Annotated in this window: 16 protein-coding genes; all 16 read left to right on the top strand. The window is 55.4% G+C overall.

From position 1 onward, the window contains the following. Positions 1–52 precede the first annotated feature (52 nt). On the top strand, positions 53–1,900 hold the full coding sequence (ctaD, locus tag AC27IT_RS11830; RefSeq protein WP_238502977.1) for a cytochrome c oxidase subunit I: 1,848 nt from the start codon (positions 53–55) through the stop codon (positions 1,898–1,900). Next, positions 1,900–2,526: a cytochrome (ubi)quinol oxidase subunit III gene (locus tag AC27IT_RS11825; protein ID WP_005830705.1), complete on the top strand. Its 627-nt coding sequence runs from the start codon at positions 1,900–1,902 to the stop codon at positions 2,524–2,526. Before ctaD ends, AC27IT_RS11825 begins: the two co-directional genes overlap by 1 nt. A 3-nt stretch (positions 2,527–2,529) precedes the next feature. Continuing rightward, entirely contained in the window at positions 2,530–2,847 is a 318-nt protein-coding gene (locus tag AC27IT_RS11820) for a cytochrome C oxidase subunit IV family protein (RefSeq protein WP_005830707.1), read from the top strand. A 382-nt stretch (positions 2,848–3,229) separates the two neighbouring features. Next, on the top strand, positions 3,230–3,529 hold the full coding sequence (locus AC27IT_RS11815) for an EthD family reductase (protein WP_005830709.1): 300 nt from the start codon (positions 3,230–3,232) through the stop codon (positions 3,527–3,529). Between the two features lie 3 nt (positions 3,530–3,532). Continuing rightward, a complete protein-coding gene (locus AC27IT_RS11810) occupies positions 3,533–3,994 on the top strand; it encodes a hotdog fold thioesterase (RefSeq protein ID WP_007782943.1) in 462 nt (153 codons plus the stop codon). 96 nt (positions 3,995–4,090) lie between these two features. Continuing rightward, positions 4,091–4,480, top strand: a complete 390-nt coding sequence (locus AC27IT_RS11805) for a PaaI family thioesterase (protein WP_005830712.1) — start codon at positions 4,091–4,093, stop codon at positions 4,478–4,480. 40 nt (positions 4,481–4,520) lie between these two features. Then, positions 4,521–5,303, top strand: a complete 783-nt coding sequence (locus tag AC27IT_RS11800; protein WP_283858269.1) for an enoyl-CoA hydratase-related protein — start codon at positions 4,521–4,523, stop codon at positions 5,301–5,303. A gap of 46 nt (positions 5,304–5,349) precedes the next feature. Further along, the gene (paaK, locus tag AC27IT_RS11795; RefSeq protein ID WP_221842465.1) at positions 5,350–6,678 is read left to right on the top strand and encodes a phenylacetate--CoA ligase PaaK; all 1,329 of its coding nucleotides are present in this window, start codon (positions 5,350–5,352) and stop codon (positions 6,676–6,678) included. A gap of 48 nt (positions 6,679–6,726) precedes the next feature. Beyond that, the gene (locus tag AC27IT_RS11790) at positions 6,727–7,500 is read left to right on the top strand and encodes an enoyl-CoA hydratase-related protein (protein ID WP_283858268.1); all 774 of its coding nucleotides are present in this window, start codon (positions 6,727–6,729) and stop codon (positions 7,498–7,500) included. Between the two features lie 9 nt (positions 7,501–7,509). Further along, the gene (locus AC27IT_RS11785) at positions 7,510–8,286 is read left to right on the top strand and encodes an enoyl-CoA hydratase-related protein (RefSeq protein WP_283858267.1); all 777 of its coding nucleotides are present in this window, start codon (positions 7,510–7,512) and stop codon (positions 8,284–8,286) included. Between the two features lie 23 nt (positions 8,287–8,309). Beyond that, entirely contained in the window at positions 8,310–9,167 is an 858-nt protein-coding gene (locus AC27IT_RS11780) for a 3-hydroxyacyl-CoA dehydrogenase family protein (RefSeq protein WP_026558010.1), read from the top strand. After that, complete coding sequence (locus AC27IT_RS11775; protein ID WP_221842476.1) at positions 9,151–9,906, top strand: 3-hydroxyacyl-CoA dehydrogenase family protein; 756 nt, start codon at positions 9,151–9,153, stop codon at positions 9,904–9,906. Before AC27IT_RS11780 ends, AC27IT_RS11775 begins: the two co-directional genes overlap by 17 nt. Continuing rightward, positions 9,903–11,102: a thiolase family protein gene (locus tag AC27IT_RS11770; protein WP_238503006.1), complete on the top strand. Its 1,200-nt coding sequence runs from the start codon at positions 9,903–9,905 to the stop codon at positions 11,100–11,102. Before AC27IT_RS11775 ends, AC27IT_RS11770 begins: the two co-directional genes overlap by 4 nt. Before the next feature lie 36 nt (positions 11,103–11,138). Then, entirely contained in the window at positions 11,139–12,338 is a 1,200-nt protein-coding gene (locus AC27IT_RS11765) for a thiolase family protein (protein ID WP_025848310.1), read from the top strand. A 30-nt stretch (positions 12,339–12,368) separates the two neighbouring features. Then, a complete protein-coding gene (locus AC27IT_RS11760) occupies positions 12,369–12,782 on the top strand; it encodes a thioesterase family protein (protein ID WP_122953275.1) in 414 nt (137 codons plus the stop codon). A 165-nt stretch (positions 12,783–12,947) separates the two neighbouring features. Continuing rightward, complete coding sequence (paaX, locus tag AC27IT_RS11755) at positions 12,948–13,775, top strand: phenylacetic acid degradation operon negative regulatory protein PaaX (RefSeq protein WP_005830729.1); 828 nt, start codon at positions 12,948–12,950, stop codon at positions 13,773–13,775. The last annotated feature ends 19 nt before the right edge of the window (positions 13,776–13,794 follow it).

The following is a 13,794-nucleotide window of genomic DNA, read 5'->3' as shown; positions in this document are numbered from 1 at the left end:
TAATGAAATGACATTCGTCATAGGCAGTTACGCTTAAAAAGGAGGTAAACCTGTGTCTGCACATGCTTCTCACGCACCCGCACCAAAACGTTCAGGGCTGTGGGATTGGCTCACGACAGTGGATCACAAGAAGATCGCGATCCTGTACTTGATTGCCGGCGGAATTTTCTTTCTGGCTGGCGGTTTCGAAGCCCTGCTGATCCGTTTGCAGTTGATGTATCCAGAAGCTCAAGTGGTTGGTGCCAAGACATTTAACGAACTGATTACCATGCACGGCACCACGATGATTTTCTTGGCAGTCATGCCGGTCATCTTCGCGCTGATGAACGCGGTCGTTCCGCTGCAAATTGGCGCACGCGACGTAGCATTCCCATTTGTTAACTCTCTCGGTTTCTGGCTCTTCTTCTTCGGGGGAGTGCTCTTGAACACCAGTTGGTTCCTTGGTGGAGCGCCAGATGCCGGATGGACATCTTATACAACTTTGGCTTTGAACCAATTTAGCGGCCGCGGGGTAGACTTCTACGTTCTCGGTCTGCAAATTGCCGGTCTTGGTACGCTGATCGGTGGTATCAACTTCCTGGTTACCATCATCAACATGCGTGCTCCAGGTATGACATTCATGCGTATGCCAATGTTCACCTGGGCGTCTTTTGTAACATCCGGCCTGATTCTGTTCGCGTTCCCTGCGATTACAGTAGGCCTGGTTCTGTTGATGTTCGACCGTCTGTTCGGCGGTAACTTTTTCAATCCGGACGCTGGTGGTAATGTTGTCATTTGGCAGCACTTGTTCTGGATTTTCGGTCACCCCGAAGTATACATCCTGATTCTCCCGGCATTCGGTGTGATTTCTGAAGTCATTTCCACCTTCTCCAGAAAGCGCCTGTTCGGTTACAGCTCCATGGTATTCGCAACCGCGCTGATCGGCTTCCTTGGCTTCATGGTGTGGGCTCACCACATGTTTACAACCGGTTTGGGCGCTATCGCCAATACGCTGTTCGGTCTGGCAACGATGTTGATTGCGGTGCCTACGGGTATCAAAATCTTCAACTGGCTTTTGACCATGTGGGGCGGACAAATCCGCTTCCCTACCGCAAACCTGTTTGCAGTAGGCTTCATCCCGACGTTTACAATCGGTGGTATGACAGGGGTTATGCTCGCGGTTCCGCCGGCTGACTACCAATACCATGACAGTTACTTCGTAGTAGCGCACTTCCACTACGTTATCGTAGGGGGTCTTGTGTTCGGTCTGTTCGCAGGTCTGTACTACTGGTGGCCGAAGATGTTCGGGAAAATGCTCAATGAAACACTTGGTAAATGGAACTTCTGGACGTTCTTCATCGGCTTCCATCTTACCTTCTTCCCGCAGCACTTCCTTGGCTTGATGGGGATGCCGCGCCGCGTCTACACGTTCCTGAAAGGTCAGGATCTCGATGTCGGGAACTTCATCAGTACGATCGGGGTATTCGGTATGACGATCGGTACCATCCTGTTCCTGGTTAACGTCGTTGTTTCCGCAAAAGGCAAACGCGCTCCTGCAGACCCGTGGGATGGACGTTCGCTTGAGTGGGCGATTCCGTCGCCACCGCCTGAGTACAACTTTGCGCAAACACCGCTGGTTCGCGGTCTGGATGCATTCTGGATTGAGAAAATGGCTGGCAACAAAGGCATGACACCTGCTGAACCGCTTGGTGACATCCACATGCCGTCGCCATCGTTCCTGCCTTTCCTGATGTCTGTAGGCTTGTTTGTTGCGGGTTACGGCTTCATGTACCACAACTACTTTGTCGTGGTTATCGGCTTGCTCGTGACATTCGCCAGCATGTTCGCCCGTTCTGTAAAAGACGATCCTGGTTATCATATTCATGAGGACGAAATCGAAGAGAAAGGGGTTAAGGCTTAATGGCTACACATCATGCAAACGCAGTATTACCTGATGAACCGGAAAAAGCCACCCTTGAAGGCAAGAACAAGATTCTTGGCTTCTGGCTCTTCCTTGGCGGGGAGACAGTTCTTTTCGGTTCCTTGTTCGCAACATTCATCGCGCTCCGCGATCAAGTAAACGGCGGTCCTACATCGCAGCAACTGTTCGACATGCCGCTGGTTGCAGCCGCAACGCTGATCCTGCTTACCAGCTCGATGACAAGTGTTATGGCTACGCTCGCCCTGCACAAGAAAAACCTGAAGATGATTCAGGTATGGCTGACCATCACTGTACTGCTCGGCCTCGGGTTCCTTGCGCTGGAGATTTACGAGTTCGTGCATTACGTGCATGAAGGCCACAAAATCTCGACGAGTGCATTCGGTTCCGCGTTCTATACGCTGGTTGGCTTCCACGGGGGCCACGTAGCGTTCGGGATTTTGTGGATCATCCTGTTGCAGTTGTCGGCAGTGAAAAAAGGTCTGACGGTAGTAACGGCTCCGAAGTTCTACCTGGCCTGCTTGTATTGGCACTTTATCGACGTAGTGTGGGTGTTCATCTTTACCGTTGTATATCTTATGGGTATGATCGGTGGAAAGGTGGGGTAATCTATGGGAGCACATGCTCAAAATGAAGAGGTACGCAAGCCGAAAGTAAAACACGACAGTCCTAAACGACACGTAGTGGCTTTCATCGGATCTCTCGTATTGACCGCACTGGCATTTATTGCAGTAGCGTATGAAGTGGTTCCGGCAGGTTTCACCGTACCGTTCATCGTCGTACTGGCCTTCGTTCAGGCGCTCTTCCAACTGTTTGTTTGGATGCACATGGACCAAAAAGGCCATGAGTTTGCACGAGTCAGCATTTTCGCCGGGTTGTTCTTTATTCTGGTTGCGATAATCGTCTTCGTTTACTGGGTGTGGATTTAGAACGCCAGGCGCGACAAAGAGGGCAGACGCCATGTCTGTCCTCTTTTTTTACAGATAAGAATGGATAAGGTTCTTATCCCGTATAGGGGCAACTAAGGCTGCGCCCATGGCTTGGCGCAGCCAAGTTTTCTGATCGGCTGTCGGAAGTCATTTCTGGCAGCCATTTTTTTGTACTATCGAAGCAAAACAAAGATAAGCATGATGATAGTAGCAGGTTTTGCACCAGAAGATTCCGGCACCAGAGTTTTCTTGCTTTTTGAAAAATACTTGCACCTGTCGGAAAGGCTTTATATAATAAAAATATAAACATGCGTTAAAATAACGTTATATCATTATCTCGTCACATGTTTTGCGAAATAAACTGATGAAAGCAGGGATCGTAATGGTGAAATTGGTGGCAATTTATCGCAAGCCTGAAGATATCGAGGCTTTTGACAAGCACTATTTCGAAGTGCACGCTGCACTCGCAGAAAAAATGCCTGGCCTGGTCAAGATGGAAGTGAGCAAGGTTTACGGCACGCCAATGGGCGAATCCGATCTGCACCTGATCGCAGAAATGTACTTTGAAACAAAAGAGGCTCTGTTGGAAGCGTTGTCATCTCCAGAGGGACGTGCAGCAGGAAAAGACTTGCGTGGATTTGCCGGCCAAGTGGTGTCCATGCATTTTGCTGAAGTGGTCTAATCGATGAGCGGGAAAACATTTGTCGACGAGCGAGAGCTTCATCGCAAGCACTACGATGAAATTTGCGAAAAGCTGAAGCAAGACCAATTTGCCCAATTTTTAGGCGTCAAGCTGATCGAGCTTGGGGAAGGGACGGCGACAGCGGAAGTGACCGTGGCCGAACACATGCTGAACGCACACGGCACAGCGCATGGCGCGATCATTTTCTCCCTGGCTGATTTTGTTTTCGCAGCAGCCTGTAATTCCTACGGCAAAACATCCGTGGCGTTGTCTATGAACATCGGATTTTTGGCCGCAGCCATGAAAGGAAACCGACTGGTGGCAACTGCCACGGAGGAGAAGAAAAACAACCGGACAGCCTGGTACCGCATCCGTGTAGAAACCGAGCATGGCCTGGTAGCGACATTGGACGCACTGGCGTATCGGAAAAACGAATACTTCGTCGCGATTGACGAACCGAAATAACCCAAATGCGAAAATCAGACAGGGAAAGGAAGCCGAATGCGAGGAGCACAGGCTCCTTTCACTGTTTCACGAGGATACTAACACGGGGGCGAGAAGATGACAGTGGAAATCCGCAATCGTTTTAACCACTACCTGGGCATAGAAGTCGTACATCGAGATGAACAGGGCTGCAAGGTAGCGCTGAAAATTCGCCCTGAGCTGTTCAATAGCATCGATGGCGTCGTGCATGGAGGCGTAACGGCGACACTGGCTGATGTAGCGATGGGACATGGAGCCGCTCCCCATGTAGACGGTGTGCAACAATGCGTCACGGTAGAGAGCAAGATTCAATATTTGTACCCTGCTCGCGGAGAGCGGCTGGAAGCCGAATCGCGCGTTTTGAAGCAGGGAAAAAGCCTGATTATTATGGAAGCGCGCGTGACCTGCGACGGGAAGCTGGTTGCTTTTGCGACAGGGACGTATGCGCGGGTCAACCCGAACCGCTAACCGCACTGGAGGAAATGGCTGCACAAGGAGGACGCAGAGCATGGAGGAAACCGTTCGCTTTGAACGAGACGGCCACGTGGCGATCATCACGCTGAACCGTCCGGATGAGCTGAATGCACTGAACTACAACACGCTGGAACGTCTGGGTGACCTGATCGAGCAGGTGCGGCTGGAGTCAAAAGACATCCGCGTCCTGCTGATAAAAGGCGAAGGCCGGGCGTTTTGCGCAGGGGCCGATTTGAAAGAACGCCGCACGTTAAACGAGCAGCAAGTACGGCGCAACGTCCGCAAAATTCGCGATGTGTTCACCGCGTTGGAGCGGCTGCCACAGCCGACGATTGCGCTGATTAACGGCTTTGCCTTTGGCGGAGGCTTCGAGCTGGCGCTTGCCTGCGACTTCCGCTACGCACTGGAAGACGCCAAGATGGGGCTGACTGAGGTGAGCCTGGGCATCATTCCAGGGGCAGGGGGGACGCAGCGTTTGTCCCGGCTGATCGGTCCGGCCAAAGCGAAAGAGCTGATTTTGACGGCACGCCGCATTCAGGCGACGGAAGCCAACCGCTTAGGAATCGTGAATGGGACAGCCCGCGATCAGGAAGAATTGCATGCGCTGGCAATGGGACTGGCCCATGAAATTCTCGACAACGCGCCGCTCGCCGTCTATCAGGCAAAAGCCGCCATCGACCGCGGCAGCAGCGTCGATTTGCAAACAGGGCTGGATGTAGAAACGATGTGCTACGAGGTCATTATTCCAACCAAAGACCGTCTGGAGGCGCTGGAAGCGTTCCGCGAAAAGCGCAAACCTGTATTCAAGGGCGAATAAGCAGCAAGCATGCAAAGACATAACGTAATGGAATGAGGGAAACGGCATGATCTTTAATACGGAAATGGAAACGCTGTCAAGAGAAAAAATGACTCAACTCCAACTGGAGCGCTTGAAGGAAACGGCCGCACGCGTCTACGAACGAGTGCCGTTTCATAAAAAAGCGTTCGACGAAGCAGGGGTAAAACCGGAAGACATCCAGTCCATCGAAGACATCCGCAAGCTGCCGTTCATGAAAAAGACAGACCTGCGGGAAAACTACCCATTCAAGCTGTTTGCGGTAGACATGAACGAAGTCGCCCGCATCCACGGCTCGTCGGGGACAAAAGGCAAACCGACCGTTGTCGGCTACACGAAAAAGGACCTGGAAAACTGGGCGGAAATCGTGGCCCGCGCGATCTGCTGTGCCGGCGGCCAGCCAGGGGACATTTTCCACAATGCGTACGGCTACGGCCTGTTCACAGGAGGGCTTGGCCTGCATAACGGCATCGAGTATCTCGGCGCAGTAGCGGTTCCTGTATCCGGCGGCAACACTTCCCGCCAGATCACGCTGATCGAGGACTTCCAGCCGCGCGGAATCGCAGCGACGCCTTCCTACGTGCTCAACATCGTCGAGGAAATGAAAAAACAAGGCATCAACCCGCGGGAAACCAGCGTCAAATACGGAATTTTCGGGGCGGAACCGTGGTCCGAGGAAATGCGCGTACAGCTTGAAGAAGCGCTCGATATTAAAGCGGTGGACATTTACGGCTTGAGCGAAGTCATGGGGCCAGGCGTATCCATCGAGTGCCACGAAGCGCAGGATGGACTGCACATCGCAGAAGACCATTTCTACGCCGAAATTATTGATCCGAATACAGGCGAAGTGCTGCCTTACGGACAGGAAGGCGAACTTGTTTTCACCTCTTTGACCAAAGAAGCGTTCCCGGTGATCCGCTATCGCACAGGAGACATCGCTTCGCTCAATCCGGAGCCCTGTAAGTGTGGCCGCACGACCATGCGCATGTCGCGGATCAAAGGGCGCGTAGACGATATGTTGATTATTCGCGGCGTCAACGTATTCCCGACAGAGATCGAGTCTGTTTTGCTGACCTTCAACCAACTGACACCGCACTATCAAGTTGTGATCGAACGCGACGGAGCGCTTGATCGGTTTGAAGTCCACTGCGAGCTGACACAGGAGTACGCCAGCGAGATCAGCGGAAATGAAAGCGCTGCTTTGTCGCATCTTGTAAAAGAGATTGGGCACATGATTAAAAATACGTTGGGCGTATCCGTCGTGCTGCGCATTCAACCGCCGAATTCCTTGACGCGCAGCGAAGGAAAAGCAATCCGCATCGTAGACAATCGGGGCAAGGCTCAGGCTGCGATTTAGCTTGCGATTGTCGGATCGACTACCTGCGAAAAAGGGTGTGAAAAGCGCATGGCTTACGAATATATCCTAACAGCCAGCGAGGATGGAATCGGGATTATTACGTTGAATCGACCGAAGATTCTCAACGCACTGAATTTGCAATTAGTGGATGAGCTGGTTGCCGAGCTGGAGCGGATGGACCGGGACCCGGACATTCGCGCGATCATTTTGACGGGCAATGACAAGGCATTTGCAGCCGGAGCCGACATCAACGAGATGGCCGAGGCGTCCGCGATCGAGATCATGAAGCGGGACCAATTCGCCGTCTGGGATCGGATGTCGCTCATTTCCAAGCCGATTATCGGCGCAGTCAGCGGCTTCGTGCTCGGCGGCGGCTGCGAGCTGATGATGAACTGCGATATCGTCATCGCTTCGGAAACAGCCGTGATCGGGCAGCCGGAGATCAAGCTGGGCGTCATGCCGGGGGCAGGCGGCACGCAGCGGCTGACCCGCGCGGTCGGCTTGCGCAAGGCGATGGAAATGCTGCTCACGGGCGAGCCGATCTCGGCGAAGGAGGCGCTGCGCTACGGGCTGGTCAATCGGGTCGTGCCGGTAGAGGCGTACTTTCAGGAGGCCCGCAAGCTGGCGAAGCAAATCGCCGCACAGCCGCCGCTCGCCGTGCAGATGATTAAAAAAGCGGTCCACAAAGCAGACGATGTGCCGCTGGGAGAAGGCATGGATTACGAGCGCAACGGCTTCTATCTGCTGCTCGCCAGCGAGGATCGCAAGGAAGGCATGCAAGCTTTCCTGGAAAAGCGCAAACCCCGGTTTACGGGTAAATAGGAGGCGGCCATGTACGAAACCATTCTTTATGAAGTAGCGGAAGGCGTAGCAGTCGTGACCTTGAACCGGCCGGACAAATTCAACGCCTTTACAGAGGTCATGCACAAAGAAATTATTGCGGCGCTCAAAGAGGCGCAAAAGGATGACGCTGTGCGCTGCATTCTCCTGACGGGAGCAGGGCGGGCGTTCAATGCCGGACAGGACCTTGGCGAAGTATCCGGCGGAGACGTGGATTTCGGCGGATTTTTGCGCAAGCGCTACAATCCGATGATCCTTCAGTTGCAAAAGACGGAGAAGCCGATTGTCGCGGCAGTCAACGGCGTGGCAGCAGGTGCAGGCATGAGCCTGGCGCTCGCCTGCGACATTCGCCTGGCCTCGGAAAAGGCGTCATTTGTCAACGCGTTTGTGGGCATCGGGCTTGTGCCCGATTCGGGGGGCTGCTACTTCCTGCCGCGCATCGTCGGCATCGGCAAGGCGCTGGAGTTGGCGATGACTGGAGAAAAAGTATCGGCAGAGGAAGCGCTGCGCATCGGACTCGTGAACAAGGTGTATCCGGCGGAGAGCTTCATGGAAGAAGCGGTAGCCTATGCGGAAAAACTCGCTGCCCTCCCGACGCGAGGCATTGGCCTCATCAAGCGCACGATGTACAAAGGGCTTGAAATGGGACTGGAAGAGACGTTGGACTACGAGGCGTATGCACAGGAGGTCGCAGGCAGCACAGCGGACCACAAGGAAGGGGTCGCGGCCTTCATGGAAAAGCGCGCTCCCCGTTTTACCGGCCGTTAGGAGCGAAGGGAGGCACAAGTCTAGTGAATACAAAAACAGTGGGCGTCATCGGTGCGGGAACGATGGGAGCGGGCATCGCTCTCGTCTGTATCCGCAAAGGGCATCAGGTAGTGCTGTTGGACGCCAATCAGGCGGTTTTGGACAAAGCACTCGCCTATTTGCAATCCATTTTGGGCAAGGACGTGGAAAAAGGCAAAATCAGCGAGCAGGAGCGGGCAGACACACTGGACCGGGCAAAGCTTGTATCGGATATGGAGCAGTTGGCGCAGTGCGACATCGTCATCGAAGCAGTGCCGGAGCGCCTCGACCTGAAAAAAAGCATTTTCAGCGAGCTGAGCCGGATTTGCCGGGCAGATGCGCTGTTGCTCACCAATACTTCCTCCATTTCCATCACGCAAATTGCCGGAGGGCTTCCCCATCCCGAGCGCATTCTCGGGTTTCATTTTTTCAACCCGGCGCCCGTCATGCCGCTGGTGGAAGTCATTCGCGGCAAAAAATCGAGCGAGGAAAACGTGCAGGCAGCGTATCGCTTCGCAACGGAGCTGGGCAAAGTGCCCGTGCTGGTGACGGATACGCCCGGCTTCATCGTCAATCGCATCGCGCGTCCGTACTACAACGAGGCGCTGCGCATCTTGGGCGACCATGTCGCAGAGGTAGAGCAGGTCGACCGGATCATGAAGCGCGCAGGCGGGTTCAAAATGGGACCGTTTGAGCTGCAAGACATGATCGGCATCGACATCAATTTTGCCACGACCGAATCGGTCTATACCGACTTCTTCCATGAAGGACGATTTAAGCCCAGCCGGATTCAGCAGCGGATGGTGCAGGCCGGCAGCCTGGGCAGAAAGACGGGGGAAGGCTTCTATGACTATGACAAATAAGGCGGTCGTGCTCGCGGGTACAAGTCCGCTTTTTGCAGAGCTTCAACAGCTTTTTGCAGCGAACGGCTATCAGGTGCTCTCGATGGCTGAGGCAGCGGCAGAGCCTGGGACGGTTTCGCTTGCGGTAGAAGTCAGCAACCTCGATTTGCAGCAAAAGGCAGAGCTGATTCGCGCGTTGGACAGCCTGCTGGCTCCCGAGGTGCCGATTATCACGACTTCGCTTGCCATCACGGCGACAGAGGTGGCCTCCTGGGCGCAGCATCCAAAGCGGGTGTGCGGGTTCGGGACGCTCGTGCCGCTCGCGGAGCGGGAGCTGATCGAGATCGCGCCTGCCCTGCAAACAGCGCCAGCGACGCTTCAAGCGGCCGAAGTCTTTTTCCAGTCGCTCGGCAAAGAGACGGAAATCGTCGCGGACGAGGTGGGACTGGTTTTCCCGCGCATTCTCTCCCTGATTATTAACGAGGCGGCGTTCACGCTGATGGAGAAGGCGGCGACGGCCAGCGATATCGACATCGCGATGAAAAAAGGCACCAACTATCCGTACGGACCGCTGGAATGGGCGGACCGCATCGGGCTGGACGAGATTTTTGCCATTGTCAGAGGCTTGCAGCGCGATCTGGCGGAGGAGCGTTACCGCCCGGCACCACTGCTCAGAAAGCTCGTGCTGGCAGGACGCGTCGGCGTGCGCAGCGGACAGGGCTTTTACACCTATGAGAGCAAAGTGGGTGTGAAGGCATGACGATGAAAAAAAGTGACGTCTACGTAACGGCTGCCGTGCGCACGCCGATTGGCAAGCTGGGAGGCAGTCTGAAGCATACGCCGATTGATGACCTGACAGCCATCGTGCTGAACGGAGCATTGGCGCAAGCGGGACAAACCGGGGATGCTGTCGATGGCGTCATCATGGGCAATGTCATTTCGGCGGGGCCGTTTATCAATATTGCTCGCGTAGGTCTGCTCAAAGCAGGGCTGCCCGAGACGATTCCAGGGCTGACGGTGAACCGGGTGTGCGCGTCCGGGCTGGAAGCGGTCAATCTCGCTGCCCAGTCCATCCAGGCAGGACACAGCCAGGTCATGCTCGCAGGCGGAGTAGAAAATTTGACCCGTTCCCCGTACATCATGGAAAAATTCGAGCAGCCGTACCAGCGCGGCGCCCAGACGCTGATCGAATCGTTTGGCGGGCCGCGCTCTGCGCCTGTGTCGCTTTACGGCGATTTGACCATGGGCGATACCGCAGAAAACGTGGCGGAGCAGTTTGGCATCAGCCGCGAGGATCAGGATTTGTTTGCCGCCGAGAGCCAGCGCCGCGCGATCGCCGCGATTGACGCAGGCTTGTTCAAGGACGAGATCATTCCCGTCCTGTTGCGCGGGAAAAAAGGGGAAGAAACGCTGTTTGACACAGATGAGTTTCCGCGCCGCGACTCCACGGTCGAGTCGCTTGCGAAGCTGCGCCCTGCCTTTCGCAAAAACGGCAGCGTGACGGCCGGCAACTCCTCGGGGATTAACGATGGCGCGGCGGCTCTTTTGCTCATGAACGAAGAAATGGTGAAGCGTACAGGAGTCGCTCCGCTTGGGCGAATCGTGCATTTTGCCTGCGCCGGAGTCGATCCGCGCATCATGGGCATAGGACCAGTCGCAGCCATCCGCAAGCTGCTTGCCGAAGTCAGCATGACGGTAGAGGACATCGACCTGTTCGAGCTGAACGAAGCGTTTGCCTCCCAGTCGCTCGCCTGCATGCGCGAGCTGGGGCTTGATCCGGAGAAGACAAATGTAAACGGCGGAGCGATCGCCTTGGGCCATCCGCTCGGCATGAGCGGCGCCCGGCTGGCAGGCACGATCCTGTACGAGCTGCGCCGCCGCCAGAAAAAATACGGAATCGTCTCGCTGTGCATCGGCGGCGGCCAAGGGCTGGCGACGCTGGTAGAAGCGCTGTAGCAGAAGAGAAGTCCTACTGCATTGGAGGAGTGGAAGATGAAAACAGCGGTCATTATCGATGCTGTGCGGACGCCAATCGGACGGATTGGCGGCGCCTTGAAAGAAGTGCGCCCGGATGATCTGGGGGCATTGGTCATTCAAAAGCTGCTGGAACGAAATGACATTGATCCGAAGACGATTGATGACGTCATTATGGGCTGCGCCAACCAGGCAGGCGAAGACAACCGCAACGTGGCGCGGATGTCTTTGCTGCTGGCCGGAGTGCCTGTCGAAGTGCCGGGCGTGACGGTCAACCGCTTGTGCGGCTCCGGCCTGGAAGCTGTCAATCAGAGCGCGAATGCGATCAAGGCAGGCGCAGGTCAGGTGTACATCGCAGGCGGGCTGGAGAGCATGACGCGCGCTCCGCTGGTGATGATGAAGCCGGGGACTGCTTTTCAGCGCGGAAATCAGCAACTGGTCGACACGACGCTCGGCTGGCGGCTGGTCAACGATAAAATGAACGAGCTGTACCCGCCGATCAGCCTTGGAGAGACGGCGGAGAAGGTCGCGGAACAGTACGGCATCAGCCGCGAAGCGCAGGACGAGTTCGCGCTGCGCAGCCAGCAAAACTACGCCCGCGCCCTCGCAGAAGGAAAATGGGCGCAGGAGATCGTTCCGGTCGAGCTGAAAGGACGCAAAGGCGATGTGACCTTGTTTGACCGCGACGAGCACGCGCGTCCGGAGACGACGATCGAGCAACTGCAAAAGCTGAAACCTGCTTTTCAGGCGAACGGCACGGTCACAGCGGGCAATTCCAGCGGCTTGAATGACGGGGCGAGCGCCCTGCTCGTCATGGAGCAGGAGGCGGCTTTGGCGGCCGGGCTGAAGCCGCGTGCGCGCATCGTCGCGTCCGCAGTGGCAGGGGTCGATCCGTCCGTGATGGGCATTGGGCCGGTTCCGGCAACGCGCAAGGCGTTGAAGCAGGCGGGCCTGTCGATTGAGCAAATCGAACTGTTCGAATTTAACGAAGCGTTTGCCGCACAAGCAGTAGCCTGCGTGCGCGAGTTGGGGGTCAACCCGGAGCTGGTCAACGTCAACGGCGGAGCGATTGCGCTGGGCCATCCGCTCGGGGCAAGCGGCGCGCGCATCCTCACGACCTTGCTGTATGAGATGGAGCGCCGTGAAGCCCGCTATGGCCTGGCTGCGATGTGCATCGGTGTGGGCCAGGGGATTGCGACCATCATTGAGCGCGTATAGGCGCTTGCGGGAGACTGGAGGCGAAGGCGTGTGAAGGAAGGGCTGCAACCGGGGACGACGGCCGAGTTTACGGTGACCGTCACCGAAGACATGCTGCCTAAGTTTGAAGGCGAGGTCGTGCATCCGGTCATGTCGACCGTCAGCATGATCTACTACATGGAATGGGCAGGACGCCAGGTGATTTTGCCGTTTTTGGAAGAGGATGAGGAAGGCTCCGGCTTCGCTGTGGACATCCGCCATGTCGGCCCCGCAGTAGTCGGCCAGACAGTGACGTTCAAGGCGGTTTGCCAGGAAGTGACGAAAAAACGGGTGGTGTGCGAGGTGACAGCGGACACCGCCCGCAATCGCGTCGGGGTCGGAACGTTTACCCAGGCGATCTTCAACAAGCACGAAATCAGGCAGCGTTTTGAGGCATTGCAAGCCGAAATCAGCGCTGAAAAATAAATCATCCAGAATAAATTGACTCTTTTAAAATGTTTTAATATAATTGCGTTAAAATAACGTAATATCATTTTGTCGTCATACTCTCAATCGATTCACGCACTCACTAGAGAATATGGTACAATTTCACAGCGAATAGGTATGAATCGATCTGGGGGTTGAAGAAACGTGAAGCCACAATCCATGCTTTTTACGATTTACGGGGAATACGTCCGTCATTACGGGAGCGAAATCTGGATCGGCAGCCTGACGCGGCTCATGGGAGAGTTCGGCCTGTCCGAGCCTGCTGTTCGCGCAGCGATCTCCCGGATGCTCCGCCAGGGCTGGCTGGAGTCGAGAAAAGTAGGCAACAAGAGCTATTATTCGGTATCCGAGCGTGGGAAAAAACGGCTGGAGGAAGCGGCGGCCCGCATTTATAAAGTCGAGACAGACGTGTGGGATGGCAAGTGGTGCATTGCCAGCTACAACATACCGGAGGAGCGCCGCGCTCTGCGCGACCAACTGCGCAAGGAACTGGGCTGGATGGGCTTCGGGATGCTGACGACGAGCACGTGGATCAGCCCGAACGACCTCGCCGACCGGGTAAAAGAACTGACCGAGTCGCACGAGATCACGGAGCACGTCGAAATTTTCAGCGCAGGGCACCTGGGCTGGAGCGATCCCAAGCAGTTGGTGCAGAAGTGCTGGAACATCGACGAGATCAACGCGAAGTACAAAGAATTTATTGATACGTATCGCGAGCAGTTCGAGCAGCTATCCGCGAAGATCAGCAGCGGCGAGGAAGTAGCCGACAGCCATTGCTTCGTGGAAAAGACCAAGCTCGTCCATGAATATCGCAAATTTTTGTTTATCGACCCGGACTTGCCGCAGGAACTGCTGCCGGATCTGTGGCTGGGCAAAGAAGCGGATCAATTGTTCCAAAACTATTATCAACTTTTGAATCCAGGGGCAGTTCGATTCTTCGAGACGGTGTATGAAGCTGCACCCGTACATTAGGCGGTTGCTACGAAGAAAG

It is taken from the genome of Brevibacillus sp. YAE8 (assembly GCF_057543335.1).
The sequence above is the reverse complement of the archived record's forward strand: the minus strand, read 5'-3'. Positions and strand labels throughout refer to the sequence as shown.